The sequence below is a fragment of the Mycolicibacterium helvum genome (assembly GCF_010731895.1).
GTDB classification, from domain to species: Bacteria; Actinomycetota; Actinomycetes; order Mycobacteriales; family Mycobacteriaceae; genus Mycobacterium; species Mycobacterium helvum.
In genome coordinates this window covers 5702099-5728697 of record NZ_AP022596.1, presented here as the reverse complement: position 1 = coordinate 5728697, position 26599 = coordinate 5702099, and the positions used below count along the sequence as shown (strand labels likewise).

Annotated in this window: 24 protein-coding genes; 18 read left to right on the top strand and 6 right to left on the bottom strand. The window is 66.6% G+C overall.

The features are described from left to right. Positions 1 to 8 precede the first annotated feature (8 nt). From G6N38_RS26965 to G6N38_RS26905, 13 genes are all read left to right on the top strand, one after another. Positions 9 to 1382, top strand: a complete 1374-nt coding sequence (locus G6N38_RS26965) for an aromatic ring-hydroxylating oxygenase subunit alpha (RefSeq protein WP_163751174.1) — start codon at positions 9 to 11, stop codon at positions 1380 to 1382. Beyond that, entirely contained in the window at positions 1379 to 3229 is a 1851-nt protein-coding gene (locus G6N38_RS26960) for a flavin-containing monooxygenase (protein WP_163751173.1), read from the top strand. The genes G6N38_RS26965 and G6N38_RS26960 overlap by 4 nt, the downstream gene beginning before the upstream one ends. After that, complete coding sequence (locus G6N38_RS26955) at positions 3230 to 4147, top strand: SDR family NAD(P)-dependent oxidoreductase (protein ID WP_163751172.1); 918 nt, start codon at positions 3230 to 3232, stop codon at positions 4145 to 4147. Continuing rightward, complete coding sequence (locus tag G6N38_RS26950) at positions 4140 to 5318, top strand: CaiB/BaiF CoA transferase family protein (RefSeq protein WP_163751171.1); 1179 nt, start codon at positions 4140 to 4142, stop codon at positions 5316 to 5318. Before G6N38_RS26955 ends, G6N38_RS26950 begins: the two co-directional genes overlap by 8 nt. Further along, positions 5315 to 6472: an acyl-CoA dehydrogenase family protein gene (locus G6N38_RS26945; protein WP_163751170.1), complete on the top strand. Its 1158-nt coding sequence runs from the start codon at positions 5315 to 5317 to the stop codon at positions 6470 to 6472. Before G6N38_RS26950 ends, G6N38_RS26945 begins: the two co-directional genes overlap by 4 nt. Then, the gene (locus G6N38_RS26940; RefSeq protein ID WP_163751169.1) at positions 6469 to 7368 is read left to right on the top strand and encodes an acyl-CoA dehydrogenase family protein; all 900 of its coding nucleotides are present in this window, start codon (positions 6469 to 6471) and stop codon (positions 7366 to 7368) included. The genes G6N38_RS26945 and G6N38_RS26940 overlap by 4 nt, the downstream gene beginning before the upstream one ends. Then, complete coding sequence (locus G6N38_RS26935; RefSeq protein WP_163751168.1) at positions 7365 to 8537, top strand: acyl-CoA dehydrogenase family protein; 1173 nt, start codon at positions 7365 to 7367, stop codon at positions 8535 to 8537. The genes G6N38_RS26940 and G6N38_RS26935 overlap by 4 nt, the downstream gene beginning before the upstream one ends. A 25-nt stretch (positions 8538 to 8562) precedes the next feature. Further along, complete coding sequence (locus G6N38_RS26930; protein WP_163751167.1) at positions 8563 to 9516, top strand: acyl-CoA dehydrogenase family protein; 954 nt, start codon at positions 8563 to 8565, stop codon at positions 9514 to 9516. A 19-nt stretch (positions 9517 to 9535) separates the two neighbouring features. After that, positions 9536 to 11251 carry a thiamine pyrophosphate-binding protein gene (locus G6N38_RS26925; protein ID WP_163751166.1) on the top strand — a complete coding sequence of 572 codons (1716 nt, stop codon included), beginning with the start codon at positions 9536 to 9538 and terminating at the stop codon, positions 11249 to 11251. A gap of 27 nt (positions 11252 to 11278) precedes the next feature. Next, on the top strand, positions 11279 to 12715 hold the full coding sequence (locus tag G6N38_RS26920) for an aldehyde dehydrogenase family protein (RefSeq protein WP_163751165.1): 1437 nt from the start codon (positions 11279 to 11281) through the stop codon (positions 12713 to 12715). A gap of 27 nt (positions 12716 to 12742) precedes the next feature. Continuing rightward, the gene (gene dtd, locus G6N38_RS26915) at positions 12743 to 13174 is read left to right on the top strand and encodes a D-aminoacyl-tRNA deacylase (protein ID WP_163751164.1); all 432 of its coding nucleotides are present in this window, start codon (positions 12743 to 12745) and stop codon (positions 13172 to 13174) included. A gap of 235 nt (positions 13175 to 13409) precedes the next feature. After that, entirely contained in the window at positions 13410 to 13937 is a 528-nt protein-coding gene (locus G6N38_RS26910; protein ID WP_163751163.1) for a TetR-like C-terminal domain-containing protein, read from the top strand. 74 nt (positions 13938 to 14011) lie between these two features. Beyond that, positions 14012 to 14569, top strand: coding sequence for a hypothetical protein (locus tag G6N38_RS26905; protein ID WP_163751162.1), 558 nt, complete (start codon positions 14012 to 14014; stop codon positions 14567 to 14569). Positions 14570 to 14608: 39 nt separating this feature from the next. Here the strand turns inward: G6N38_RS26905 and G6N38_RS26900 are convergent, their stop codons facing one another. The 6 genes from G6N38_RS26900 to G6N38_RS26875 all read right to left on the bottom strand — a co-directional run bounded on the left by G6N38_RS26900 (position 14609) and on the right by G6N38_RS26875 (position 20233). Then, positions 14609 to 15412, bottom strand: coding sequence for a hypothetical protein (locus tag G6N38_RS26900; RefSeq protein ID WP_163751161.1), 804 nt, complete (start codon positions 15410 to 15412; stop codon positions 14609 to 14611). After that, on the bottom strand, positions 15412 to 16518 hold the full coding sequence (locus G6N38_RS26895; RefSeq protein ID WP_163751160.1) for a PDR/VanB family oxidoreductase: 1107 nt from the start codon (positions 16516 to 16518) through the stop codon (positions 15412 to 15414). Before G6N38_RS26895 ends, G6N38_RS26900 begins: the two co-directional genes overlap by 1 nt. Continuing rightward, on the bottom strand, positions 16515 to 17414 hold the full coding sequence (locus tag G6N38_RS26890) for a metal-dependent hydrolase (RefSeq protein ID WP_163751159.1): 900 nt from the start codon (positions 17412 to 17414) through the stop codon (positions 16515 to 16517). Before G6N38_RS26890 ends, G6N38_RS26895 begins: the two co-directional genes overlap by 4 nt. 50 nt (positions 17415 to 17464) lie before the next feature. Continuing rightward, positions 17465 to 17881, bottom strand: a complete 417-nt coding sequence (locus G6N38_RS26885; RefSeq protein WP_163751158.1) for a hypothetical protein — start codon at positions 17879 to 17881, stop codon at positions 17465 to 17467. A gap of 170 nt (positions 17882 to 18051) precedes the next feature. Continuing rightward, entirely contained in the window at positions 18052 to 19515 is a 1464-nt protein-coding gene (locus G6N38_RS26880) for a serine/threonine-protein kinase (RefSeq protein WP_163751157.1), read from the bottom strand. Positions 19516 to 19531: 16 nt separating this feature from the next. Next, on the bottom strand, positions 19532 to 20233 hold the full coding sequence (locus G6N38_RS26875) for a TetR/AcrR family transcriptional regulator (protein WP_246227455.1): 702 nt from the start codon (positions 20231 to 20233) through the stop codon (positions 19532 to 19534). Positions 20234 to 20453: 220 nt separating this feature from the next. On the opposite strand from G6N38_RS26875, the gene G6N38_RS26870 reads away from it, so the two are divergent. From G6N38_RS26870 to G6N38_RS26850, 5 genes are read left to right on the top strand one after another with little or no spacing between them, the layout of a single operon-like run. After that, a complete protein-coding gene (locus G6N38_RS26870) occupies positions 20454 to 22454 on the top strand; it encodes a dipeptide ABC transporter ATP-binding protein (protein WP_163751156.1) in 2001 nt (666 codons plus the stop codon). After that, positions 22454 to 23323, top strand: coding sequence for an ABC transporter permease (locus tag G6N38_RS26865; protein ID WP_163751155.1), 870 nt, complete (start codon positions 22454 to 22456; stop codon positions 23321 to 23323). The genes G6N38_RS26870 and G6N38_RS26865 overlap by 1 nt, the downstream gene beginning before the upstream one ends. Positions 23324 to 23336: 13 nt before the next feature. Further along, complete coding sequence (locus G6N38_RS26860; protein ID WP_163751154.1) at positions 23337 to 24341, top strand: ABC transporter permease; 1005 nt, start codon at positions 23337 to 23339, stop codon at positions 24339 to 24341. A gap of 5 nt (positions 24342 to 24346) precedes the next feature. Further along, the gene (locus G6N38_RS26855) at positions 24347 to 25018 is read left to right on the top strand and encodes a cysteine hydrolase family protein (RefSeq protein ID WP_163751153.1); all 672 of its coding nucleotides are present in this window, start codon (positions 24347 to 24349) and stop codon (positions 25016 to 25018) included. Beyond that, positions 25015 to 26595, top strand: a complete 1581-nt coding sequence (locus tag G6N38_RS26850) for an ABC transporter substrate-binding protein (RefSeq protein ID WP_163751152.1) — start codon at positions 25015 to 25017, stop codon at positions 26593 to 26595. Before G6N38_RS26855 ends, G6N38_RS26850 begins: the two co-directional genes overlap by 4 nt. Positions 26596 to 26599 lie beyond the last annotated feature (4 nt).

Here is a 26599-nt window from a genome sequence, read left to right as displayed (position 1 = left end):
AGTTGGTGATGGGCGAACTGGAGAGTGCCGAAGAGCTCGCGGAGCCGATGACCATCGGTGTGGAGGCGTACATCTCGCCGGAGTACGCCCGTGCCGAACGCGACAAGTTGTGGCGCAAGGTCTGGCAGCAGGTCGGCCGGGTCGAGGAACTGCCCGAGGTCGGCAGCTATCTGACCTACGACATCCTCGATGACTCGATCATTGTTGTGCGGACGGGCGCGGACACCTTTGCCGCGCACCACAACGTCTGTATGCACCGGGGTCGCCGGCTCGTCGACACCCCGCCCGGCGCGAAACAGGCTGTCGGCCGGGCCCGTAAGTCGTTCGTCTGCGGGTTCCACGGCTGGTCCTATGGTCTGGACGGCGCATGTACGCACATTCGCGAGGAAGCCGACTGGCAGGGTGCGCTGAATCCGGCGAGTACCCGGCTCCGGTCGGTGAACGTCGACGCCTGGGGCGGCTGGTTGTGGATCAATATGGATCCCGACTGCGAACCGCTGGCCGACTACCTGTTTCCGGCAGCGAAGATCCTTGATCCGTTCGGGCTGGAGAACATGCGCTGCAAGTGGCGCAAATGGGTGCACTTCGACTGCAACTGGAAGGTCGCCCTCGAGGCGTTCAACGAGACGTACCACGTCTTCACCACCCATCCCGAGTTCAACAAGTTCGGTGAGTTCAAGGGCTGGGCCAAAGCGCAGGGTCGCCATAGCAATATCGGCTACGACGCACCCGAGGACATGGCCGAAACCAAGTCCAAGATCCGGCTCGGCACCGGCGATCCGCGGACCTCCACCGCGGAGATGCAGGTGTACACGATGGAGGAGACCAACGCGACCACCACGCAGACGCTGGTGAACGCCGCGCTGCGACTGGTCGACGAACTGCCCGAGGACACCCCGGCCGACAAGGTGCTCGAGCATTGGCTGGCATCGGCGCGGCGCGACGACGCGGCCCGGGGCGTGGTGTGGCCGACGATCCCCGCCGACATCCTCGGTCAGAGCGGAACCGCCTGGCAGCTGTTCCCGAACTTCCAGATCGGGCAGGGCCTGACCAGTGCGCTGTGCTACGGCGCGCGCCCCGATCCGGGCTATGACCCGGACAAGTGCATCTTCGAGGTGTCAGTGTTCGAGCTCTACCCCAAAGGCACCGAGCCGCAGGCGGACTGGGAGTACACCCCGGTGGGCGATCCGCGCTGGCGCAGCGTGCTTCCACAGGATTTCTCCAATATGGCCGCCGTCCAGCAGGGGATGAAATCTTTTGGTTTCCCCGGCACACAACCCAACCCGTATCGCGAGCGCAGCACCGTCAACCTGCACTACCAGTTGTCGAAGTACATGGGCACCGGGGAACCCCGCGCGCTAGCAAAGGAGAACGATCGATGACCGCGGACTGCGGCCCCACCCAGACGCCCGCCGATGTCGATATCGATGCGCTGCGGGAGAAGTACCGCGTCGAGCGGGAGAAGCGGCTGCGCCCAGAGGGCTCCGCGCAGTACCTGGAGCTCGAGGGCGAGTACGCCGGCTTCGCCGAGGTCGATCCCTACACGGTGGTCACGGCGCGGGATCCGATCGCCGAAGATGCCGACGTCGTGATCCTCGGTGGCGGTTTCGCCGGACTGCTGGCCGGGGCGTACCTGAAAAAGGCGGGCGTCGAGGGTGTCCGGGTCATCGAGATGGCCGGCGACTTCGGCGGGGTGTGGTACTGGAACCGGTTCCCGGGGATCCAATGCGACAACGACGCGTACTGCTACATCCCGCTGCTCGAAGAACTCGACTTCATGCCGTCGAAGAAATTCGCCGACGGCGCCGAGATATTCCAGCACTGCCGCAATATCGGAAAACACTTCGGCCTGTACGACGGGGCGCTGTTCTCCACGCAGGTGCGCGAACTGCGCTGGGACGAGGAGCTCAAACGCTGGCGGATCAGCACCGATCGCGGTGACGACATCCGGGCCCGGTTCGTGGTCATGGCGCAGGGCTCATACAACCGCCCCAAGCTGCCGAACATCCCCGGTATCAACAACTACCGCAATGCCGGCGGGCATGTGTTCCACTCCGCACGCTGGGATTACAACTACACCGGCGGTGACGCCAACGGCGGCCTGGACAAGCTGGCCGACAAGAGGGTCGCCCTCGTCGGCACCGGGGCCACCGGTGTGCAGCTGGTGCCGCACCTGGGCCGAGATGCCCAGCACCTCTTCGTGTTCCAGCGCACACCGTCATCGGTCGACGAACGGGCCAATACGCCGACCGATCCGCAGTGGGCAAATTCCCTGCTGCCGGGCTGGCAGGAAGAACGCAAGCGCAACTTCCACAACTGGTCGCCATTCGTCGGGGTGGTGTTCGGCGAGCCGGACCTGGTCTGCGACTTCTGGACTGAGCTCGGCCGCAACCTGACCGCGCGGATCGCGGCCAGCGAGGACCCCGCGTCGGTGAGCATCGAGCAGATCATGGCGTTCCGGGAAGAGGAAGACTACAAGATCATGGAGCGCCTGCGCCGCCGCATCGCAGGCCTTGTCGACGACCCGGACACCGCCGAAGCGCTCAAGCCGTACTACCGGTTCATGTGCAAACGGCCGTGTTCGAGCGAGGAGTACCTCACCGCGTTCAACCGGCCAAACGTGACCCTGATCGATGTGGCGGAGTCCAAGGGCGTGGAGCGGCTGACCGAGAAGGGGATAATCGCCAACGGCGTTGAGTACGAGGTCGATTGCGTGGTCTTCGCCAGCGGCTTCGAGATCTCCACGGAGATCAGCCGCCGCTATGCGATCGACACCATCGAAGGGCGCGCCGGGCTGTCGCTGTTCGAATCCTGGAAGGACAACTACCAGACGCTGCACGGCATGACCAGCCGCGGCTTCCCTAACCAGTTCTTCACCGGGTTCATCCAGGGTGGCGTCTCGGCCAACACCACCGCGATGTTCGAGCAGCAGGCCAAGCACATCGCCTACATCATCGCCGAGGCGCAGAAGCGCGGAGCGATCACCGTCGAGCCGAGCCGGGACGGCCAGGACGCCTGGGTGGCGACCGTTCGCGAACTTTCGATCGATAACTCGGCGTTCGAACTATCTTGCACGCCTGGCTATTACAACAACGAGGGCCGAGGCGGCGGAGAAGGCAACGGATCGTTCCTCGGCGACTTCTACTCGCCCGGCTTCTACGCCTTCGACGAACTTATCGCCGAATGGCGGGCCAAGGGCGATCTCGACGGACTGGAGCTCGGACACTAGATGGCACAAGCACGATTCGACGATCGCGTCGCCGTCGTCACCGGCGCCGGCCGGGGACTCGGGCGCGAGTACGCATTACTGCTCGCCCGGCTGGGGGCTAAGGTCGTGGTCAACGACCCCGGCGGCACGTTGACCGGCGACGGTGACGACAGCGGGCCGGCCCAGCAGGTCGTTGACGAGATCATCGCGGCGGGCGGGGAGGCGATCGCGTCGACGGAGTCGGTGGCCACCGCGGTCGGCGGTCAGGCGATCGTCGGGGCGGCAATACAGCGGTATGGCCGGATCGACATCCTGATCCACAATGCCGGAATCGTGCGAAGCGCGCCGCTGGCAGAGATGGCCGCCGAGGACTTTGACGCGGTGCTCGACGTCCACCTGCGCGGCGCGTTCCACGTTGTGCGAGCCGCGTTTCCGGCGATGTGTCAGGCCGGCTACGGACGCGTCGTGCTGACGTCGTCGATCGGTGGGCTGTATGGCAACCACGCGGTGGCCAACTATGCCGCCGCCAAGGCCGGGGTGATCGGGCTATCCGATGTCGTCGCGCTGGAAGGCGCCGAGCACGGGGTGCGCTGCAACGTCATCGTCCCTGCCGCGGTGACCAGGATGGCCGAAGGTCTGGACACGTCGGCCTACCCGCCGATGGGTGCCGACCTCGTCGCCCCGGTCGTCGGCTGGCTGGCCCACGAGGACTGCTCGGTCACCGGGGAGATCCTGACCGCCATAGCGGGCCGGGTCGCCCGGGTAGTGGTCGCGGAGTCGATCGGCGTGTACGAGCCAGAGTGGACCGTCGATCAGGTTGGCGCCCGCATTGAAGAGATCCGCGATATCAGCAACCCGCTGATCTTCCCGGTGGTGCCGGACGGACACCGCGCTCATATCAGCCACAGCTTCGGGATGGCAAGGGGCGCACATGAATAGCATGGGCCCGCTGGCCGGAGTGCGGGTGATCGACCTCACCGCGATGGTGATGGGCCCCTACTGCACCCAGATCTTGGCCGACATGGGCGCCGACGTCATCAAGATCGAGCCGCCCGCCGGCGACGACACCCGCTACGTCTCGGTCGGTCCGGCGCCCGGCATGAGCGGGGTGTTCGTCAACGTCAACCGAGGCAAACGCAGTGTGGTGCTGGACCTTCGATCCGACGAGGGGAGGGCGGCGCTGCGCGCCCTGATCGCCGGTGCAGACGTGTTCATCCACTCGATGCGCGCCAAGGCCATCACCAAGCTCGGGTTCGGCTACGACGATGTCGCCGCCATCAACCCCGCGATCGTCTACACCAACTGCTACGGCTACGGCAGGCGCGGGCCCGACCGCGACCGCCCCGCCTACGACGACACCATCCAGGCCGAGTGCGGCCTACCCGCGGTGCAGGCCGAATTGACCGGTGAGGCCAACTATGTCGCGACCATCGTGGCGGACAAGGTCGCCGGGCTGACCGCGGTGTACGCGACGACGATGGCGCTCTTCCACCGCGAGCGCACCGGTGAGGGTCAGGAGGTCGAGGTCGCGATGTTCGAGACGATGGCCTCGTTCATGCTCGTCGAGCACGCCAACGGGGCGATGTTCGACCCGCCGCTGGGCCCGGCGCTGTATCACCGGACGGTCGCCCCCAACCGCAAGCCGTATCGGACCAAGGACGGCTACATCTCGGCGCTGATCTACAACGACAAGCATTGGGCCGGATTCATCAATGCCGTGCAGCCCGCGTGGAACCAAGAGCGCTACGCCACGCTCACGGCGCGGGCCGCTGAGATCGACACCGTCTACTCACTGGTGGCGCAAACCATGACCGAACGCACCACCGGGGAGTGGCTGACGTTGTTCGTCGAGCTGGAGATCCCGGCCGCACCGCTGAATTCGCCGCAGGCATTGTTCGACAATGAACAGCTCAACGCCGTCGGCTTCTTCGAGACAGTCCCCACGCCGCAGGGCCCGGTCCGGATGCCCGGTGTGCCGACCTGGTTTTCCCGGACCCCAGGCCGGATCGCGGGACCAGCCCCCGAACTCGGTGCCGACACCGCCGCCGTGCTGGCCGAGCTGGGACTGGCTGAGGTGGAAAGCGCAGCGATGAGGAGGAGCGGCGCATGAGCCTGGACTTCGACATGGGCGCGCCCGCTGCGGCGTTGCGCGCACAGCTGCGAGAGCTGGTGAAACAGCATGTCCCCGAGGGCTTCCTCGGAGCGTTCACCGACAACCCGGCCGATCTGGCAGCCGCGCAACAGTTCTGCCGGACGCTGGCCGAAGAGGACCTACTCTGCCTGGCCTGGCCGCAGGAGTTCGGCGGGTGCGGCGCCTCGGTGTGGGAACAGACCGTGGTGCGTGAGGAGATGTGGGCCCATCACGAACCGCGCGGCGCCCAGTACATGGGAGTGAACTGGGTGGGGCCGACGCTGATGCGCTACGGCACCGAAGCTCAGCAACGCCAGCATCTTCCGCCGATCTCCCGCGGTGAGGCGATCTGGTGTCAGGGGTTCTCCGAGCCGGAGGCCGGCTCAGACCTGGCATCGTTGCGGACCACCGCACGGCGGGACGGCGATGGCTGGCGGATCAGTGGCCAGAAGATCTGGACGTCGTACGCGACAATGGCACAGTGGTGCTTCCTACTCGCACGCACCACCAAAGCCGAGAAGAAGCAGCAGGGCTTGTCGATCTTCCTGGTCCCGATGGACGACCCGGCGATCCAGGTCCGCCCGATCCGCACGATGATGGGACCACACCACCTCAACGAGGTGTTCTTCGACGAGTTGCGGGTCACCGAGGCCGACCTGCTCGGGCCGCTGGACGGTGGCTGGTCGATCGTGCAGGACGTGCTGTCCTTCGAACGCGTCGGCATCGCGAGATACGCCCGTTGCGAACGACTCCTGACCCTGGCGCCCAAGCAACTCGGCGACCGGTGGGAGCAGCTGCCCGACGAGCTGCGCGGGCGCTGGGCTCGGATGCTGGTGCACTGCCGTCGGGCTCGGCTGCTGGCCTACCGCGTGGTCTCACTGCAGAGCAGCGGGCGCATCGCACCCGGTGATGCCGCGGGCTACCGCATCGCGGTGACCAAACTGGACCAGGACAGCGCCGAGGTGTTGATGGAGATCATCGCCTGTGTGCCCCGCGACGACGAGGACACCCCCTATTACCGGGCCGAGGTCGAGGATCACTGGCGCTACTCGCAATCGGCCACCGTGGCTTCGGGCAGCATCGAAATGCAGCGCATTCTGCTCTCGCGTGCCCTGCTGGCGGGAGCCCGATGATCCTCGAACTTTCCGACGACGCCGCCGAATACGGCCGCCAGGCCTTACGCGCCTTCGAGGCTGCCGGTGGGGATGCGTTGATTCAGCAGGCCGAGGCCAAACCCGGTGATCGCGAGGCTCTGGTGGCTCCGGTGCTGACCGACCTGGGCGCCTTCGAACTCGATGTGCGCACCGACCCGGAATCGGCCGAGGCGGCGGCCGCGCTGTGCCGCAGCGCCGGCTATTGGGCGCTGCCTTACCCGTTGGCCGAACGGCTGGCAAGACCGACCGACCTCGACGCCGACGGGCTGCTGGTGGTGTCCGACGTTGCCCCGGAGGCGGCGGTCACCGGTCTCGGAAACCGCTGGGTCAGCGTCACTCTCGACGGCGTCCGCGGCACGGCGGTTCCGACGAATGCCGTGGGTCCGGGTTTCGCGGTCGCGCTGGAGCTGACACCGATCGATGCCCACGGTGCGAATGATGTGGCACTCGGCCTGGTGTTGCCGTGCTGGACCCTACTCGGCATGCTGGACCGCGCCATCGAACTCACGATTGCCCACGTCACGTTGCGCAAGCAGTTCGGCCAGCCGTTGTCGGCGTTCCAGGGGGTGCAGTTCCAGCTCACCGATGCGGAAGTGGAGCGCAGTGGTGTCGAGGTCCTTGCCAAACACGCGCTGTGGAGCGGCAATACCGAGGACGCGCTGGCGCTTAGGCTGGCCGCCATCGAGGCTGCCGAGGTCGTGTTCCGGGTCTGCCACCAGCTGCATGGGGCCGTCGGCTTCTGCGACGAGACCACCTTGTCCTGGCTGTCCAAGTACAGCCAGCCGTTACGCCGGCTTCCGTTCGGCCTGTCGGCCACCCGCGATCACCTGACGCGCCGACTCGGCCGGCAGGGGCTGACAGGGCTGTTCGCGTGAGCCTGGACGACTTTCGGGCGGGAGTCCGAGCGTGGTGCGAGACGCACGTGCCGACCGACTGGCGAGCCAGCCAAACCGGCGCCACGGATGAGGAGTTTGCGGCGTTCCAAAAAGCTTGGTTCGCCGAACTGCACGCCGCAGGCTTCGCTGTGCCGCACTGGCCGGCGCAGTGGGGCGGTGGTATGCCGGTCGACGAGCAGATCGTGTTGTACTCCGAACTGGCCGCCCATGACGCCCCGCGCCTGGTCCTGGCCTTCGTCGGCATCCACCACGCCGCATCCACCCTGTTGGTCGCGGGAACCGAAGAACAACGGCAACGCCATCTCCCCGCGATCCTCGACGGCGAGATCTGGGTCCAGGGGTTCTCCGAACCCGAGGCCGGATCCGACCTGGCCGCCCTTCGCACCACCGCGCGGCGGGCGGGGGGCACATTTGTCGTGGACGGGCAAAAGCTCTGGGCCAGTGGGGGATTACACGCGGACTGGTGCTTGCTGCTGGCCCGCACCGATCCCGACGCCCCCAAGCGACAGGGTATCTCCTACTTTCTGCTCGACATGAGCAGCCCGGGCATCGACGTGCGACCGATCCGCAATGCCGTCGGTGAGTCGCACTTCTGCGAGATCTTCCTCGACGGGGTGGAAATCCCGGTAGCCAACCTGATCGGCGCGGAGAACCAGGGCTGGCAGGTCGCGCAGGCCACGCTCGGCGCCGAACGGGGCATGACCATGCTGGAACTGGCCGAGCGGCTGGGCAATGCGGGTTTCCGCTGGCTGGTGCAAGAGTGCCAGCCAATCGACGATCCGCTGGTCGCCGACCGGCTGGCGCAGTTCGAGATCGAGATCGCCGGCCTCCGTGGTCTGTGCCGCGAGTTGGTGCAGCACAGCGAGGCAGGCTCGGTCGGACCGGCCGAGGCCTCGGTGGTCAAGTTGTACTACAGCGAATTGCTCCAGCGGATGACCGATTTCGGGACCGAGATCGGCGGTATGGCCGCCCACACTCACCTCACCAAACCGGCGTCCAGCGGCTGGGAATCCGGATCGTGGCTGCTGGACTTCATCGGCTCCTGGGAATGGACGATCCCGGGCGGCGCCAGCGAGATCCAGCGCACCATCATCGCCGAACGTGGCCTCGGCCTGCCGCGCGAGCCGAGTCCGAGCGGGGCCTTGTGAGACCGCGAGAATCAGGCAGAGTGTGATGGCAGGGCAATTCGACGAATTCCACGCCGAGCTGCGCGCGGTGGCGGGTGACCTGCTCGCCAAGGACAGGTCGGTCGCGTGGCCGGCGATCGCCTCGGCGGGGTGGGCCGGGCTCGAGGTGCCCGAACACCTCGGCGGCGCCGGGGCGACCTTTGCCGAGGTCGCCGTCATCTGTGAGGCGATCGGCCGCGCGGCCAGCGCCAACAGCTTCCTCGGCAGCGCTGTGCTGGCCGTCGGCGCGGTAAATGCCCTGCAGCCCAGCGATACCCGTGACCGGTTGCTGGCCGATATCGCCTCTGGAGCCACCCGGGTGGCCGTCGCCTTCGCGCCGTTCGATTTTGTGCCCGACGCGCAGGGCGCCGACCGGATCTTGATGATCGACGCCGACACGGTGGTCGAGGCGCACATGACCGTCACCCCACGGCCCGTCCTGGACGAGACGCGCAGGCTGGCCGCCGTGACCGCGGGCGGGGTTGTGCACGTGCATCGGTTCGCTGGGGATCCGCACGCCCAGGCCCGCCGCGTCCGTGACCGGGCGGCCGTCGCAGTGGCCTGCGACAGTCTCGGGGTGGCCGAGGCCATGCTTGCCGCGACTGTTGCCTATGTGAAGGTGCGTGAGCAGTTCGGCAGGCCCATCGGCTCCTTCCAGGCTGTCAAACACGCCTGTGCCGATATGCACGTCGCAATCGCTGTCTCTCGGCAACTGGTAAGTGCCGCAGTACAAGCCGTCGCGGAGAACCAACCAGACACCAGCGTCGCAGCGGCGATGGCGAAGTCATACGCGTGCGCCGCCGCGGTCGACGTCGTCGGCAAGGCCATGCAACTGCACGGTGGTATCGGCTATACGTGGGAGAGCGGCATCCACGTCTACCTGAAGCGGGCCGCGCTGAACCGTTCGCTGTTCGGTTCGCCTGCGTCGTATCGCAAAGAGCTTTCCCAACGTTATCTGTAAAGCAATCAAGGAGTTTCGCATGGGTGTACCGGTCTACAAGCGCATTCTCGACCTGTTCGAGGCCGAGGGTGTCAACACATTGTTCGGAATTCCGGACCCGAACTTCGTGCACATGTTAACCGAGGCCGACGCACGCGGCTGGTCGGTGGTGGCGCCGCACCACGAGCTGAGTGCGGGCTTCATGGCCGAGGCGGCGTCGCGGATGACGGGCAAACCAGGCCTGTGCATCGGCACACTCGGTCCGGGGATGGCCAACATCGCCGGCGCGATCCAGTGCGCACTCGTCGAGAACTCACCGGTGATCTTCCTGGGCGGGCAGCGGGCCCGCGTCACCGAGCGCCGGGTCCGGCGCGGCCGCATCCAATTCGTCCAGCAGGAACCGCTTTTCGCCGCGTCGGTGAAGTACAGCAGCTCCATCGAGTACGCCGATCAGACCGACGAGATCATCCACGAGGCGATCCGCAAGGCGATGTCGGGCACGCCGGGGCCGACCTACGTCGAGTTCCCGTCGCACGTGATCCTCGAAGAACTTGACGTCGAGGCCGCCCCCGCGCCGTCCAGCTATCGGCTGGTCAACCAGGGCGCCGGTGCCCGCGAGGTGGCCGAGGCGGTCAAGCTGATCCGCGCGGCCACAAGCCCGGTGCTGCTGGTGGGCCACGGCGTGCATACCTCGCGGACCCAGCAGCAGGTCAAGGAACTGGCCGAGCTGATGGCCTGCCCGGTGATCCAGACCTCCGGCGGCACGTCGTTCATCCCGGGCCTGCAGGACCGGACGTTCCCGTACCTGTTCTCCCCGGCCGCCAACGAGGCCGTCGAGGAATCCGACCTGTGCGTCGCACTGGGAACCGAACTCGGTGAACCCATGCACTACGGCCGAACTCAGCATTGGGCTGCTAACAATGCGACCCGCAAATGGGTGTACGTCGAGCAGGATCCGACCGCCATCGGGGTCAACCGGCCTGTCGACGTGGCGTTGGTGGGCGATCTGCGTGGCGTGGTGCCGCAACTGGTCGATGCGCTTCGGGACACTCCGCGTGCCCCGTCGGCCAATCTCAAGGCGCTGGTGACGGCCGACGCCGCGGAGATTGCCAGGGTGGCCGAGGAGGCACCGTCCGGACGCTCGCCAATCCATCCGGCGCGCTACGTCGTCGAAGCCACCAAGGCATTCGACGAGTGCGCGCAGGACGGCATCATGGTGCGCGACGGCGGCGCGACCGTCATCTTCGGTTGGACGTATTCGCAGACCAAGCCCCGGGACGTGATCTGGAACCAGAACTTCGGACACCTGGGCACAGGCCTGCCGTACGCGGTGGGCGCCTCGGTCGCCGAGGGCGGCAAGCGTCCGGTCATGCTGCTGACCAGTGACTCGGCGTTCCTGTTCCACATCGCCGAATTGGAGACCGCGGCCCGGCTCAACCTGCCGTTGGTGTGCGTGGTCGGCGTGGACCATCAGTGGGGCCTCGAAGTGGGCGTCTACAAGCGCACGTTCAGTCAGCCGTCCCCACAGCCCGGCGTGCACTGGAGCAAGGACGTCCGGATGGACAAGATCGCCGAGGGCTTCGGGTGCCACGGCGAGTACGTCGAGAAGGAATCCGAGATTGGCCCGGCGATCGCCCGCGCCTACGCGAGCGGCAAAGTCGGTGTCGTGCACGTGTGCATCGATCCGAAGGCGAACTCCGAGGAGATGCCGAAGTACGACCGATTCCGGACCTGGTACGCCGAAGGCACCCAATAACCCGTCGAGATTGAGGAGGATGTTTCCATGCGCGAATATCTGAAGTTCTATATCGATGGCCAGTGGGTTGATCCGGTCGAGCTGCGGACCCTAGACGTCGACAACCCCACACTCGAGCAGGTCGGCGGCAAGATCGCCATCGGCTCCGGCGCCGACGTCGACAAGGCCGTCAAGGGCGCCCGCAAGGCGTTCAACACCTGGTCGCAGTCCACTCGTGAAGATCGCCTCGATGTGCTGCAGGCCATCCTCGACCAGTACCAGAAGCGCGCCGGCGATCTCGCCGACGCGGTGCACGAGGAAATGGGCGCGCCCCCGTCGCTGGCCGCCGGGCCGCAGGTGATGATGGGTCTCGGTCACCTGTCGACCGCCATCGACGTCCTGAAGAACTACAGCTTCGACGAACAGCGCGGCGAGAGCATGGTGGTCAAGGAGCCGATCGGGGTGTGCGGTCTGATCACACCGTGGAACTGGCCGATAAACCAGATCGCCTGCAAGGTGTTCCCGGCGTTGGCGGCCGGCTGCACCATGGTGCTCAAGCCGTCGGAGGTTGCACCCTTCTCCGGGCAGATCTTCACCGAAATCATCGACGCCGCCGGGCTTCCCGCCGGGGTGTACAACATGGTCTTCGGTGACGGACCGGGTGTCGGCGCAGCCCTGTCCAGCCATCCCGGCATCGACATGGTCTCGTTCACCGGTTCGACGCGCGCCGGGATCGAAGTGGCGCGCAATGCCGCACCGACGGTCAAGCGGGTGGCCCAGGAACTCGGCGGAAAGAGCCCGAATATCGTGCTCGACGACGAGGCCTTCAGCCAGAGCGTCGCCGCGGGTGTCGCGGTGATGATGATGAACTCCGGACAGAGCTGTAACGCGCCGTCCCGCATGCTCGTGCCCAAGTCCCGGATCAACGAAGCCGCCGCCGTGGCCCGGGCCACCGCCGAAGGCGTCAAGGTCGGTGACCTGGCCGACAGCTCGGCGATCGGACCGGTGGCCTCGCGAATGCAGTTCGACAAGGTGCAGGGGCTGATCCAGAAAGGGATCGACGAGGGTGCGACGGTGGTCGCCGGCGGACCGGGCCGCCCCGAGGGGCTGACCCAGGGCTACTACGTGCGCCCGACGGTATTCGCCGACGTCAACAACGACATGACCATCGCGCGCGAGGAGATCTTCGGGCCGGTGTTGTGCATCCTCGGCTACGACGACCTGGACGAGGCCGTCGAGATCGGCAACGACACCGACTACGGCCTCTACGGGTACGTCTCGGGAGCCGACCTGGACCAGGCGCGGGCTCTGGCGCGGCGGATCCGGGCCGGTGCCGTCGCGATCAACCACGCGTTCGACATCAAGGTCCCGTTCGGTGGCTATAAGACCAGTGGCAACGGCCGAGAGTGGGGCGAAGAAGGCTTCGAGGACTTCCTGGAGACCAAGGCGATCCTGGGTTACTCGCCGGCCGGCGCCAGCGAGTAGCGCTATCGCCCGTTAGCATCGGCGCTCATGCGAGTGCTGGTGCAACGGGTCACGTCGGCGTCGGTATCGGTCGGCGGCCAGGTGGTCGGCGAAATCCGGCCACCGGACCAGGGCTTGCTGGCCCTGGTCGGTGTCACCCATTCCGACACCGACGACATTGCCCGCCGGCTGGGTGAAAAGCTCTGGCAGTTAAGGATTCTCGACGATGATCGGTCGGCAGCCGACATCGATGCACCAATCCTGGTGGTCAGTCAGTTCACGCTGTACGCCAACACCGCGAAGGGACGCAGGCCGACCTGGAACGCGGCTGCGCCTGGCCCGGTTGCCGAGCCCCTGGTCACGTTGTTCGCCGATACCCTGCGCGGATTGGGCGCCCACGTCGAAACCGGGGTGTTCGGCGCCGACATGCAGGTCGAGTTGGTCAACGACGGTCCGGTAACGGTGCTGCTGGAGTTGTAATCGCCAGCGCCCGCAGCGGTTTGGCGGCAGTCCAGCGCAACGTCAACACCGCGAGCAATGTCACCACCGCGGTGATGACCACGTAAGGGCCCGCGGCGTGGTCGTTGCCGGATCTGGTCGTGGCGTACCAGCGAGAGTGGTTGACTGGTGGACGAGACCGGCACGGATTGGAGGTTGAGCAATCGCCGATTCGGAATATGTAGACGCTGATGTCCCCGATGAGGTCCGTCGAACGGTGTTGTCGGCCGCCTATGACGAGCTGACCCGGTGGGGCTTGGAGCGGTTCGACATCCCGACCATGTGCGCTCGCCACAAGATCGACGAGGCACTGGTCACCCAGTATTGGGGTGATGGCAGCAGTCTTGCCCTCGATGCATTGGTGCACTGGAGCGACGACGTCATGACTTCACCGGATACCGGATCCCTTCGCACGGATCTGAGGGCGTTGGCTGCAGCAGTGGGCCGTCAGGTCAACAATGACATCGGCAGGAGTCTGTTGCGCGCAATGGTCGTCGATGACCGTGCCGCATTCGCCAACGACACCCGCATGGCATTTTGGTTCAAGCGTTTCAGCAGCATCCGCTCGGTGTTCGATCGGGCCGCCGAACGCGGGGAGATACGGTCTGGCGTCGACACGATCGCCGCAATGCAATTGGTGCTGGCACCGATCAATGTGCGCGCGCTGTACACCAAGGATCCCATCGAGGAGAGCTACTGCGACGCCATTGCCGATCTGGTGTGGCACGCCATCGCGCAGCACTGAGCCCGCTCGACACGCCCGATTTGTTACCGGTCCGCGGCCTGCGGTCAACCTCCGGCGTGAGACGGTAGACCTCTATGCATACCCACACCTTCGTCACATACGAGGAATTCGGCCGCCGATTCTTCGAGGTAGCGGTGACCGAGGAGCGTGTTGCCGCGGCGTTCGCCGAGATCGCCGGCGGCGAGTTCGAGATGGGCCCGATGGCACAGGGACCGGCCGGGCTGGCCAAGGTCACCGCGAAGGTGAAGATCCAGCAACCGGTTGCTCGGCGCAGCGTGGGGGACACCATCACCTTCAACGTCCGGATCCCGCTGGTGATCGAGCTCATCGTCGACCTGCGCCTGGATAAACAACGTTTCACCGTCGACGGTGACATCGCGTTGCGGGCCACGGCGCGCGCGGCCGAACCGCTGCTGCTGGTCATCGACATCGCCAAGCCGCGGTCGTCCGACATCGCCGTCAACGTGACGTCGAAATCGGTGCGCGGCGAGATCCTGCGCATCCTCGCCGGAGTCGACGCCGAGATCCGCCGTTTCGTCGCGGCCTACGTCGCCGATGAGATCGACAGCCCGGCGTCCCAACAAGCGAAAGTCATCGACGTCGCCGAGGCCGTCGCCTCAGCCTGGGACTGAAGAGACAACGACAACGCCGGTGGGCCCGCCGCAGCCGGACTAGTTGCGGCGGGGCCAGCCGGTCAGATTCACCGGCAGGCCGACGGCGCTGAGCTGGGTGAGGACATCCTCGATGCGCCCAGTGGGGACCTCGGCGCGCCACAGCGGCAAGTTTCCCGTCAGGTGCAGCGTGCCGGGCCCGAACGACAGACTCGACAGGGTGAGGCCGCTGGCCAGCTCCGGTAACCGCACCGGGTAGGCCGGCGTCCTGACCGGCAGCCGCCACCGGCGCCGGCTGGTCCGTACGGCCCGGGGATGCAGCCACAGGGTGGAGCCGTCGAGTTCCACCTCGACCTCCACGCTGCCCAGTCCGGGCCGGCGCGCCCAGCGCAACCGGGCGACACCGTCGTCGTCCACATGTCCGGATAAGCGGGGCAGCGCATCGGAGAACACCTCGTCGAGTGCGTGCGTCGAGACGTCCATGCTCACCTCTACGGGTGCAGCTACCAACACCGGAGGTATTCCCGGCTGCAGGTGGACATTGCGCAAGACGACCGCGGCGCGCTCGAAATACCTTTCATCCCAACGTATATCGGTGGCGGCCAGCCGCACATCGTGCAACTGTCCGACCGCAAGGCGCCGAATGTCGAGGCGCGAGTCGAACTCGGTGACGGTGAGCGTGACGTCCCCACCGTCCAGCCGCACGGTGAGGGTGCGCCCCACCACCAATCGCTTGACGGTCATGAACAGGGTCCGATACGCCACCGCGGCACCGGAACTCACTGCCGACGACGACCACACCGACGACAACATGTCCAGTGGCCGCAAAAGATCCCAGCGAGCAAGACCCAGCGAACGGGCCATTACAGGTCCAGCTCCAGATGTCCACCCTCGGGTGCGCGTGATACACAGGTCAGCATCAGCCCGGCGGCTTGCTCCGGCCCAGTCAGGAGCGTATCTCGGTGCTGGACAGCACCATTGATCACCCGAGTTCGACAGGTGCCGCAGAAGCCTTGCTGGCAGGAGTACGGTGCCGCCACCTGTTCGCGCCGTAGCGCCGACAGCAGTGTCTCGTCGGCTCCGACCGTCACGGTCGCTCCCGTCGAGGCGACCATCGCGGTGAAGTTCGTGCCGTCGACCACGGGCGCTGCGGCGAACCGCTCGAAATGCAGTTCCACGTCGTCGCGTCCGGCCAACGCCGCCCGGATCGCCGTCAACATCGGCGCCGGACCGCACGTGTACACGCCGGCGCCATCCGGGCAGTCGCCAAGCAAATCGGCGGCGGTGGGCACTCCGTGCACGTCGTCGGTGCGGATCTGCACCCGCGAGCCGAACCGGCGCAGCTCGTCGAGGAAAGGGATGGACTCTGCGCTGCGGCCGGCGTAGATCATCGACCAGTCGACACCGAGGCGCTCGGCAAGGCCGAGCATCGGCAGAATCGGGGTGATGCCGATGCCGCCGGCGATGAACCGCAGCCGCTGTGCGGGTGAGCCGTAGCCAGGAACGGTGAGCGGGAACGCGTTTCGCGGACCACTGCTCGTCACCGTCGCGCCGACAGCGAGTCCTTCGTGTACTTCGATCGAGCCGCCACCGCCGTCGGGGATGCGCCGCACGGCGATTCGGTAGCAGGTATGCAGGCCCGGGTCGCCGCACAGCGAGTATTGCCGGATCCGTCCGCTGGGTAGGTGGATGTCCAGGTGCGCCCCGGGATGCCAGGGCGGCAGCGGCCGCCGGTCCGGGGTGGCCAGTGTCAGCGCGACGACGTTCTGATCGCGGGCGACCACCTGACGATCGGCCACCTGCAGTGTCAGCGTGTGGTCGCGGTCCGGGGGAGCCGCCGGCCTTCGGAACGTGCCGCTGATCGCCCACAGCGTGGTGATGGCCGCATCGGTGAGGCGCAGCGGAACATCGTGACGAGTCCGCCCCGACGCGCTGGGCGGGGACTCCCGCAAGCGGGCCAACGGTTTCACAGGTGGGCGGCGCGGGCGGCGGGCGAGCTGGCCAGGTAGGCGACCGCCTGCGCGGTGGAGCCGACGTCCTCCGGCGAATAGTTCGGCCGGAAATAGGTCAACGTCGCGGAGCCGAACAGGTTGCGGTACTTGGGTAGCAGACCGCGCTTGGAATCGTCGGCCCGCAGTCGCTGCATCCGCCACCAGCTCATGCCCAGGGTGGGGTCGGTGCGGCACAGATACCAGGCGCCGCGGTTGAAGAAGCCGGCGATCAGCGTCGCCGCCATGCCCATCGACCGAATCCGGTCGAAGTAGCTGTCATGGAAGTAGACCGCCACGTCGTGGGCGACGTTGCGGTGTTCGACCTCTTCGCTGCCGTGCCAGCGGAACACGTCGACCAGGGTGGGATCAGCGCCATAGTCGTCCCACGCACTGTTGAGGGCGAAGTCGCCGAGCACGGCGGTGTAGTGCTCGATCGCCGCGATCAGCCAGAGCCGGTCGCACAGTTGGTTCAGCCGGCGCCGCGGATCACTCGAGGCACTCGGCGAGAGAATCTGGCCGAAGACGTAGTCGAGCTGGCGCAGGATGGGCTCGGCGTTCACGCCGCGAGCGACCATCAGATCCTGCAGGACCTTTTCGTGGGTATCGGCGTGGGTGGCCTCCTGACCGATGAATCCGCGCATGTCCTCGGCCAGCTGCGGATCCTTGACCAACGGCAACGCCTCGTTGTAGGTGGCAACGAACCAGCGCTCGGCCACCGGAAGCACGACGTTGAGCAGTCCGATCACATGGGAGGCGACGGGATGGCCGGGAATCCAGTGCAACGGGGCCTCGGACACGTCGAAGTCGACCTTGCGGGCCTGGATCTGCACCCGTCCGGGATCGATCTCGTGTTCGAAACGACGTGGGCGCAGCATGGGCGAAACCTCCAGCAGTGGCTGTCCGGAAGTTTAGCCGAGCGCGGCGATCAGCCGACCTGAGTCGGCGTCACGACCACCGTGCCGGGAGCTCCCGGTGTCGGGCGGCTGCCGCCGTCGGCGGGAATCGTGGGCCCGGCGGGTGCGGTGCCGGCCGAGCTAGGCGGCGGAGCGTCGGGCTGGGCGGCCTTGGTGCAGTTCAGCATCAACGACATCTTGCCGCTGGCCAGGTATTTCTGGCTCTGCACAATGCACTTGGCCTGGGGCACATCGCTGCCCACCGAGCCGCCGAATACGGTGGAGATACCTTGCGCGTGCAGGATGGCGACCGCCTTGTAATACGGTTCGCCGAGAATGTTCATCGTTCCGCCGGCGTTCGGGTCGGCGTTGCTGGAACCCATGCTGAGCGCGGCTGCTGCCGAACCCGCGGCAAGCGCTCCGGCGGCTACCAGGATGAGCCTCTTCACTCGAACCTCCGTCTGTGTCTGCGGTCGAACATAGCGCAGGATGACTCAAGATCGCCCGACGACCAGATCCCACCAGCCTCTTGCGACCTCTATCGTCACAACGACGCCAGAACGTTTCAGCGGCCTGTCGCAGCGGTGCCGAACTCGACGTTGAGCCGGGCTTTAGTCGATCAGCCGCCGTTGCCGCGCAGGATCTCCTCGGCGCACCGCAGCCGACTATGCCCGGTTTCCTGCATGCAGATCCGGACCGGGGACTCGTTCTCGGTCGGCGGCGCGGTCGTCGGTGAGGAGGTCACCACCGGGTTGGGGATCACGTCCTGGTGGACCGACCAGAGGTAGCGGTTGGTGTATTGCAGCTGCGTGCAGTAGGCGGTGGCCCCGTCCGCGGTGGTGCCGGTGGCGCCCGGTTCGGTGCAGTTCGAGCCGATCACCGCGGTGGGCGTCGGCGCGACGGTGACGGTGTCGGTCGGGGTGCTGGTGGTCGTCGTGGTGCTCGTCGTGGCCGGCGACGCTGGTGGTGGGACGACGCTGGTGGTCGCCGGGGTCTGAGCCGTCGTCGTCGCCGCCGTCGTGGTGGTGTGGACATCCTTGGTGGCGACCGTCTCACCACGGTCGCGTCCGGCGATGAACGCCGCGGCGACCGCGATCAGCAGAACGACCAGCACCGGAATCAGGATCGCCGGCCGCAACCACGACTTGTGCGTCGTGGGTCCGGGTTCGCCACCATCGGGAGCGGCATCGGCGATCGGCGTCAGCCGGGTGGCATCGGTGTCGGTCAGGCCGTCACCGGACACCGGCGTGGTGATGTAGTGGGCGAGGGCACGCGCGAAGTCCACACAGCGGTCGAAGCGGTCGGCCGGATCCTTGGACAGTGCCTTGCGCAGCGCTGAGTCCAGGTTGGCCAGCTCGGGGCGGTGCTCGGCCAGGCTGGGGGGCAATGCCGACAGATGCTGGCTGATCACCACTGCGGGGTTGGAGTGCTGAAACGGTGGCTTGCCGGTCAGCAGGTGGTAGGCGGTGGCGGCCAACGCGTACTGGTCAGCCCGACCGTCCAGGTCGCGGCCCATCAACTGTTCGGGGGCGGCGTAGGACACCGTGCCGACGGTCATGTTGGTCTGGGTCAGGCCGCTCGCATCGTTATCCCAGCGGGCAATGCCGAAGTCCGCCAAAAGAATTCGTTCGTCGCCGGTCTCCTGCTTGGATACCAGGATGTTGGCGGGCTTGACGTCGCGGTGCAGTAGATGCCGCTGGTGCGCGTAGTCCAGCGCCTCAGCAACCGCTGTGACCACGTTGAGCACTTCCCGCTGCGGTAAGCCGCTGGGATAGCTCTTCAACAGCTCGCCGGCGTCAGTGCCGTCGACGTAGTCCATCGCGATCCAGAGCTGCCCGTCGAACTCGCCGCGGTCGTGGACGCCGACGATGTGTGGATGCCACAGCGTGGCGGCGATATCGGCCTCGCGATCGAACCTGGCGCGGTACTCGGCGTCGCTGCTGACCGACGACGGCAGGACCTTCAGGGCATCCTGGCGGGGCAGCCGGGGATGCTGGGCGAGGTAGACCTCACCCATCCCTCCCGCGCCGAGCAGTCGCAGGATCGTGTAGCCGGCGAATATCTCGCCTTCGGCTAGCGGCATGGCCCGATCCTAGAGGTCAGCCGACGCCGACTCCCACGTCTTTGCGTCCGTCGGCATCGCCGTAGCGGGCCAGGTGGTGATGGGTGCTGGCCCGCAAGCCGGCAAGACCGTCGTCGGTGACTCCGAGCACCCGCAGGCAGGCGTCGGCAACATGACCGGCCAGCGTCGCGTAATCGGGCTTCGGGGGCTGTGACCACATGTTCACCAGCGACTCGACCAGGCGGAACGGCAGGTCGGCGGCATCGTCGGCAACCCCGGTCGCGGCCAGAATGGACCGGCTGACGTCGAGGTAGGCCAGCCGCAGTCGCTCGCGTTCGGTCCAGAACGTCGCCAACCGGGCTTCCCGCAGCTCGGGCAACAGATACAGGGCGCCCAGGTTCCACCGCGCGGTCAGCAGCTGAGCACCATCGAACGCAGCCAGGGCGTGCAGGCACTGCGCCGCCGACGGATCGGCCTGCCGCAGCGTGGACAGGAACGCCAGGGTCGGTGTGACGGTCTGATGCAGCAGTGCCGACAACAGCTCGTCCTTGGTCTTGAAGTAGTGGTACAGCGAGGCCTGCCGGATACCGACCGCCTCGGCGATCGCCCGGGTGGACGTGCTCGCATAACCGCGGGTGGTGAACAGTTCACCCGCGGCGTCGAGGATCTCCTCCCGGGCGGTGGTGCCGGGCCTGCGCCGTTCGGTCAAGCGCGGGCGGCCCGCCCGCGTTGTCTCCATGAATCCGATGTTGACCCACATCACCTGCGAAAAGACAGACCCCGGGATTTTCTGTCACACGACAGAAACGCGCGATACCTATCGGTTACGCGCCGTCTTGGTTTGGTTACGCCAGCGACACCCACCGCGACACGAGGCCCGCAAAACTGTCAATCGACAGGCTGATGGCTCACCGGTGAGCTCATCCTCGCGACCTTTGAGACCCTCGGGGAGACTCCGTATGGCGAGCGCCGCAAGTGTTGCGCTACGACCTGACGCCCCGGCGACGACGCCGGCCGGTGACGTGGTCGCGGCAGTAGATGATCTGCACGTCACATTCCGCCGCAACGGCAAGGATGTGCACGCGCTGCGTGGTGTGTCACTGGCCATCGCCCCCGGTGAGATCGTCGGCCTGGTCGGCGAATCCGGCTCCGGTAAGAGCGTGCTGGGGTTCAGCATGCTCGGCCTGCTCGGAGCCGCCAAGACCGGCGGCAGCGTGCAGGTCTGCGGTACCGACATGCTCACCGGCGCGGCCAAGCAGCTTCGTAAAGTCCGGCGCCTGGACCTCGGCGCGGTGTTCCAGGACCCGATGACGTCGCTGAACCCCACCATGCGGATCGGTGAGCAGGTCGAAGAAGTGGCCGGCAGCAGTGCCGAGGCGCTCAAACTGCTGGCCGCCGTTGGCATTCCGGAGCCCGAGCGGCGGATGCGGGCCTACCCGCACGAACTGTCTGGCGGTCTGCGGCAGCGGGTGATGATCGCGATCGCGGTGGCCGGCGACCCCGAGCTCATCATCGCTGACGAGCCAACCACCGCGCTCGACGTCACCGTGCAGGCCCAGGTGCTCGCGCTGCTGCAGCGGCTGCGCACCGAAATCGGCTGCAGCATTGTGCTGATCACTCACGACCTCGGGGTCGCGGCTCAGATCGCCGACCGCATCGCGGTGCTCTACGCCGGGCGGATCGCCGAGATCGGCCCGACCGCACAGGTTCTGGCCACCCCCGCGCATCCCTACACCCACGGTCTGCTGCAATCCCGGCTGACGTTGGACACCGCGCGCGACCGTCCACTGGCCGCAATGGCCGGCCAGGTGCCCAGCCCGACCACCCCGCTGCCCGGATGCGCCTTCGTGCCGCGGTGCGCGCTGGCCCGCGCCGAATGTTCGGCCACCCCGCCGGATCCGGCCGTTGTCGCGGCGAACCGGGTGAGCGCCTGCGTCATCGCGCCCGAACAGATGCGCGCCGAACTGGCCGGGGTGATCGCCGCCGAGACCGACGCCTTCGCCGACCGTGCCGCCATCGATCCTGCGCAGCCTGCCGCCGTCGATGCCCGCACGATCACCAAGTCATTCACCGTGCGCCGGCGCTGGCTCGACCGCTCGGGTCCGCAGCAGAGCAAACTCCAGGCCCTGCGCGGTGTGTCGCTGACCGTCGCACATGGCGAATCGGTGGCCCTGGTGGGGGAAAGCGGCTCGGGGAAATCGACACTGCTGCGGATCATCGCGGGTCTGGAGAAGGCGACCACCGGCGAGGTCGAGCTGGCCGGAAACCAGCGCCCGCAGATGGTCTTTCAGGACGCCGGTGCGTCGCTGACACCGTGGCTGTCGGTGGGTGAGCTGATCGGCGAGCGACTGCGCAGCACCACGATGTCGCGCGCCGAACGCAAGGAAGCCGTCGCCGCGGTGCTGGAGCGGGTCGGTTTGCCGCAGGACGTGGTCAAGTCCCGGGCCGCCCAGTTGTCCGGCGGCCAGCGGCAGCGGGTGTCGCTGGCACGGGCCACCGTGATCCCGCCGCAGGTGCTGTTGTGCGACGAGCCGACCAGCGCGCTCGACGTGTCGCTGGCGGCCTCGGTGCTCAACCTGATCGGCGAATTGCGCCGCGGACTGGATATGTCGGTGGTGTTCGTGACCCATGATCTGTCGGTGGCGCGCGTGGTCGCCGATCGGATCGCGGTGCTGTACCTGGGCCGCATCGTCGAGATCGGTCCCGCCGAGGACGTCATCGGGCGCCCGACCCACCCCTACACCCAGGCATTGGTCGACGCCATCCCGGATCTGGGGCGCGACTGCCGGATATTGGCCGGTGAGCCTGCCAGCCCGCTGTCTCCGCCAACGGGCTGCGCCTTCCACCCGAGGTGCCCCATCGCGATCGACACATGCAGCGATAGCGAACTCGACGTGCGACTGGAGGGCATACCCGGTAGCCCGCATCAGGTTGCGTGCCTCGAACGGAAGGCGCGCTGATGGCTATCGCGATGCCCGCCCCGGCGCTACTGCGCAGCCGCGAGAAGCGGATGGCGGCACTACCCAAGGACCGTGCACTGATCCTGAATTGGCTTGGGGTGTCACTGATCTTCCTGGTCACCGTGATCGCGGTCGCCGTGCCCGTCCTCGCTCCGCACGATCCACTGGTTCCGGTCGGCATGCCGCTGCAGGCGCCGGGCAAGGACGGATTTCTGCTCGGCACCGACAGCGTGGGGCGCGACATCCTGAGTCGGGTGCTCTTCGGTATCCGGTCCAGCTGGTTCGCGGCGCTGGTGGTGGTCGCGGTCGGGCTGTTGATCGGCGGCGTGATCGGGCTGATTGCCGGGGCCACCGGCGGCTGGGTGGACGCCACCCTGATGCGCATCACCGACGGGTTCCTGTCACTGCCCGCACCGGTTCTCGCGATCGCCGTCGTCGCCGCGCTGGGACCGGGGTTCATCCACACCCTGATCGCGGTGTCGATCGTGTGGTGGCCGTTCTACGCCAGGCTGATTCGCGGCGAGATCGCCCGGCTCGCCGCCCGACCACACGTCGAGGCCGCCCGGCTGGCCGGGGTTGGTCGGCTGCGGCTCGCCCTACGGCACCTGTTGCCCGGCGCCGTGCCCAACGCGTTGGTGGCCGCGAGCCTGGACCTCGGGACGCTGATTCTCACCCTGGCCGCACTGTCGTTCCTGGGGCTCGGCCAGTCGGCCCCAGCACCCGAACTGGGCGCTGATGCCGCACGCAATCTCAGTTATTTCCTGCAGCAATGGTGGGTTCCGGTGATGCCCGGCCTCGGGGTGCTGGTGCTGGCGCTGATCGGCAACATCGCCGGCGACAGCCTGCGCAACCTGATGAAGACGAGCTAGGAGGACACAGCAGATGAGAACCTTCATCGTCTCCCGGCTGGCAGCCACCGCGGCGATCCTGGTCGCGCTGACCGCGGTGATGTTTGTCCTGCAACGCATTTCGCCGCTGGATCCAGTCAAGGCTCAGATGGGGGCACAGGCCTCCGCGTCGGCGGTCGCCGCGCGCCGCGAAGCGCTCGGCCTCAACGACCCGATGTCCACCCAGTTCTGGAACTACCTCACCGCCGCCGTGCGCGGTGATCTCGGGACGTCCTACCGGACCCGGCACCCCGTCGCGTCGGATCTCGGCAGCTTCTTTCCGGCGACCCTGGAACTGGCGCTGTACGGGATGGGAATCGCATTGCTACTCGCCGTATTGCTGGCGTTCAGCACCACATTGAAGTGGCGCGGATCCGCGGCACTGCGGGCGATCCTGTTCACCGGCGCCTCGGCCCCGATGTTCCTGCTCGGCATCCTCGGCCTGATCGTGTTCTACCAGAAGCTGGGTTGGGTCCCGGCCAACGGCCGCACCGGAATCAGCAACCCGCCAACCGGACCCACCGGGTTGTTGACGGTCGATGGTCTGCTCAGCGGTCGTTTCGACGTCGTCACCGACGCCCTGCACCACCTGATCCTGCCGGCACTGGTGATCGCACTGGGCCCGGCGGTGGCAATCGGCAGGGTGCTGCGGTCAAGCCTGCTGGCCGATATGAACAGCGATTACGCGCGCACCGCACGGGCGAAAGGGCTGTCGGAGAGCCGGATTGTTGCCCGGCACGTGCTGCGCAACTGCGTCGGCTCAGCCCTGTCGATGACCGGCCTGCAGGTGGGCCTGATGTTCTCCGGTGTGCTGGTGGTCGAGCAGGTATTCGGCTGGCCGGGCATCGGTCAGTACATCGCGCAAAGTATCCCGGTCGCCGACTTTCCGGCGATCGCCGGCGTGACGCTGATGCTCGGCGCCCTCTACGTCTTCATCAATACGGCCGTGGACCTGCTCCAGGCCGCCGCAGACCCCCGTATCGCAGTCACAGGAGGATAAGTTAGGTGCCGAAACAGCCACTGATCGTGGGCAATCCGGTTCTGGTCGTGGTCGACATGCAGGAGAGCGGCGGAATGCCCGCCGAGGAGATGGGCATCGCCCACATGTCGGGCTACGACGACCGGATCGAGGTTGCCGAGCGGTTGATTGCCACCGCCCGCAGCGCGGGGATCCCCATCGTGTTCTTCCAGGAGGTGCACCGGCCCAACGGCGTGGACTTCGGCCGCGAACTCGACGGCACCGAAGGTGTGCACTGCGTCGACGGGAGGCCCGGCACCGCGCTGCATCCTCGGCTGTTACCCGACCTCGACGGTCCCAACCAGGAATTCCACATCGTCAAACGGCGCTATTCCGGTTTCATCGGAACGGAATTCGAGATCGTGTTGTCCGGACTGAAGGCGTCGACGCTGATCCTCGTCGGCGGGCTGACCAATGTCTGCGTGCACTACACCTTCGCCGATGCCCACCAGCGGGACTTCTACGTTCGGGTCGTCTCAGACTGCGTGGGCGGCTCATCGGTGGACGCACACCTGGCGGCTCTGGACGCCATGGAGTACCTGCAGTCCGGCGCGGTACGCACCAGCGATGAGATCCTCGCCGCCTTTGCCGAATGTGACCGCCCAGGCGGCTCCGGCACCTCTTTGACCACCCCGGTACTTGAAGGAGCCGCCCGATGAAGAAACTCCGTACGATCCTCGCGATCGGCGCGACAGCTGTGCTCACCGTAACCGCCTGCGGCGGATCCAATTCCGGCGGCAGCAGCACTCCCAACGCGGCCCCGACGGACAAGGTCCTGCATCTGTCATTCCTGCAGGATCCGGGCCAACCGCCGGACCCCGACATCTACTACGCCGGGCAGGGTCTGCTGCTGACCACGAACACCTATGAAGGCCTGCTCCAGTACAAGGGCGCCACCGACAAGCCTGTGCTCGAGCCGCTGCTCGCCACCGAATGGAACGCCTCGCCTGACAACAAGGTCTTCACCTTCAAGCTGCGCGAAGGCGTCAAGTTCCACGACGGCACCCCGTTCACGTCGGCCGCCGTCAAGGCATCCTTCGACAGGAGGGCCGCGGTGAACCAAGGACCGGCGTACATGGTCACCGACGTCGATTCGGTCACCACACAGGGTGATTACGGTGTCACTATCACCCTGAAGGCGCCCAACTCGGCGTTCCTGGACTACCTGGCCTGCCCGTACGGGCCCCGCATGCTCAGCCCAGAAGGCCTGAAGAAAAACGCGGGCACCGACAACGCCCAGGGATATCTCACCAACCACGATCTGGGCACCGGTCCCTACACGCTGACCGCCGCCGAGGTCGGCTCGAAATACGAACTGACCGCCTTCGGAGATTACTGGGGCAACAAGCCCTATTTCGAGAAGGTGGAGCTTCCGGTGATCACGGATGTCTCGGCCCAGCAGCTGCAATTCAACAACGGTCAGATCGCGGCGATCCTGCATGACCTGCCGTCCTCGGCCGTGCAGTCCTACTTGGACAACAAGTCTTTCGCCAATTACTCGCTGCCGACCATGATGTCGAACTACGTGTACATCAATCCGCGTAAAGGAATGATGACCGACGCCAAGAACCGCAACGCCGTGATGCAGGCCATCGACGTCGACGAATTGGTCAAGCAGACCTACTTCGGCCGCGGCAAGAAGGCCGAGCAGATCTACCCGCCGAACATGATGGCCGCCGAGTTTGGCAAGCAGACGGTGCCGCACGATCCATCGGTGCTGAGTGGAATCGCTGGGGGGCTGCCGGCCGACCAGAAGACCGTCACCATTGGCTATGACTCCAGCAATCCCGACAACCAGCTGATCAGCAACCTGATTCAGACTCAGCTGGCCGCGGCCGGATTGAACGCCAAAGTCCAGGCCTATCCAACCTCTGAGATCTACGGATGGGTTGGCGGCGACGGGCAGTCCGCACCGGATATCATGACCTATCTCGGGTGGCCGGACGCGCCCTCGCCCTACACCTGGGGCCACATCTCCTGGGATGCCGACGGGGGGCTGAACTTCTTCGGGTGCTCGGCGCCGGCGGTCACCGACGCACTGACCAAGGGGCTGCCGACCGGTTCGGACGCGGACTTCTCGACAGCCGGGGAGGAAGCGGTCAAGACCGGTTGCTGGCTCAACGTCGCCGATGTCAACGATTTCATGGTGGCGCAGCCGTGGCTCAAGGGTGTCGAGCAGGCGCACGTGGTGACCGACCCGAACACGCTGCGGCTGGCCGCGCTGTCGGTCGGATAAGCCG

Coding starts and splice junctions, on each gene's coding strand:
- G6N38_RS26965 (WP_163751174.1), top strand. CDS start 9: ATGGGCGAACTGGAGAGTGCCGAAGAGCTCGCGGAGCCGATGACCATC.
- G6N38_RS26960 (WP_163751173.1), top strand. CDS start 1,379: ATGACCGCGGACTGCGGCCCCACCCAGACGCCCGCCGATGTCGATATC.
- G6N38_RS26955 (WP_163751172.1), top strand. CDS start 3,230: ATGGCACAAGCACGATTCGACGATCGCGTCGCCGTCGTCACCGGCGCC.
- G6N38_RS26950 (WP_163751171.1), top strand. CDS start 4,140: ATGAATAGCATGGGCCCGCTGGCCGGAGTGCGGGTGATCGACCTCACC.
- G6N38_RS26945 (WP_163751170.1), top strand. CDS start 5,315: ATGAGCCTGGACTTCGACATGGGCGCGCCCGCTGCGGCGTTGCGCGCA.
- G6N38_RS26940 (WP_163751169.1), top strand. CDS start 6,469: ATGATCCTCGAACTTTCCGACGACGCCGCCGAATACGGCCGCCAGGCC.
- G6N38_RS26930 (WP_163751167.1), top strand. CDS start 8,563: ATGGCAGGGCAATTCGACGAATTCCACGCCGAGCTGCGCGCGGTGGCG.
- G6N38_RS26925 (WP_163751166.1), top strand. CDS start 9,536: ATGGGTGTACCGGTCTACAAGCGCATTCTCGACCTGTTCGAGGCCGAG.
- G6N38_RS26920 (WP_163751165.1), top strand. CDS start 11,279: ATGCGCGAATATCTGAAGTTCTATATCGATGGCCAGTGGGTTGATCCG.
- dtd (WP_163751164.1), top strand. CDS start 12,743: ATGCGAGTGCTGGTGCAACGGGTCACGTCGGCGTCGGTATCGGTCGGC.
- G6N38_RS26905 (WP_163751162.1), top strand. CDS start 14,012: ATGCATACCCACACCTTCGTCACATACGAGGAATTCGGCCGCCGATTC.
- G6N38_RS26900 (WP_163751161.1), bottom strand. CDS start 15,412: ATGGCCCGTTCGCTGGGTCTTGCTCGCTGGGATCTTTTGCGGCCACTG.
- G6N38_RS26890 (WP_163751159.1), bottom strand. CDS start 17,414: ATGCTGCGCCCACGTCGTTTCGAACACGAGATCGATCCCGGACGGGTG.
- G6N38_RS26880 (WP_163751157.1), bottom strand. CDS start 19,515: ATGCCGCTAGCCGAAGGCGAGATATTCGCCGGCTACACGATCCTGCGA.
- G6N38_RS26875 (WP_246227455.1), bottom strand. CDS start 20,233: ATGGAGACAACGCGGGCGGGCCGCCCGCGCTTGACCGAACGGCGCAGG.
- G6N38_RS26870 (WP_163751156.1), top strand. CDS start 20,454: ATGGCGAGCGCCGCAAGTGTTGCGCTACGACCTGACGCCCCGGCGACG.
- G6N38_RS26865 (WP_163751155.1), top strand. CDS start 22,454: ATGGCTATCGCGATGCCCGCCCCGGCGCTACTGCGCAGCCGCGAGAAG.
- G6N38_RS26860 (WP_163751154.1), top strand. CDS start 23,337: ATGAGAACCTTCATCGTCTCCCGGCTGGCAGCCACCGCGGCGATCCTG.
- G6N38_RS26850 (WP_163751152.1), top strand. CDS start 25,015: ATGAAGAAACTCCGTACGATCCTCGCGATCGGCGCGACAGCTGTGCTC.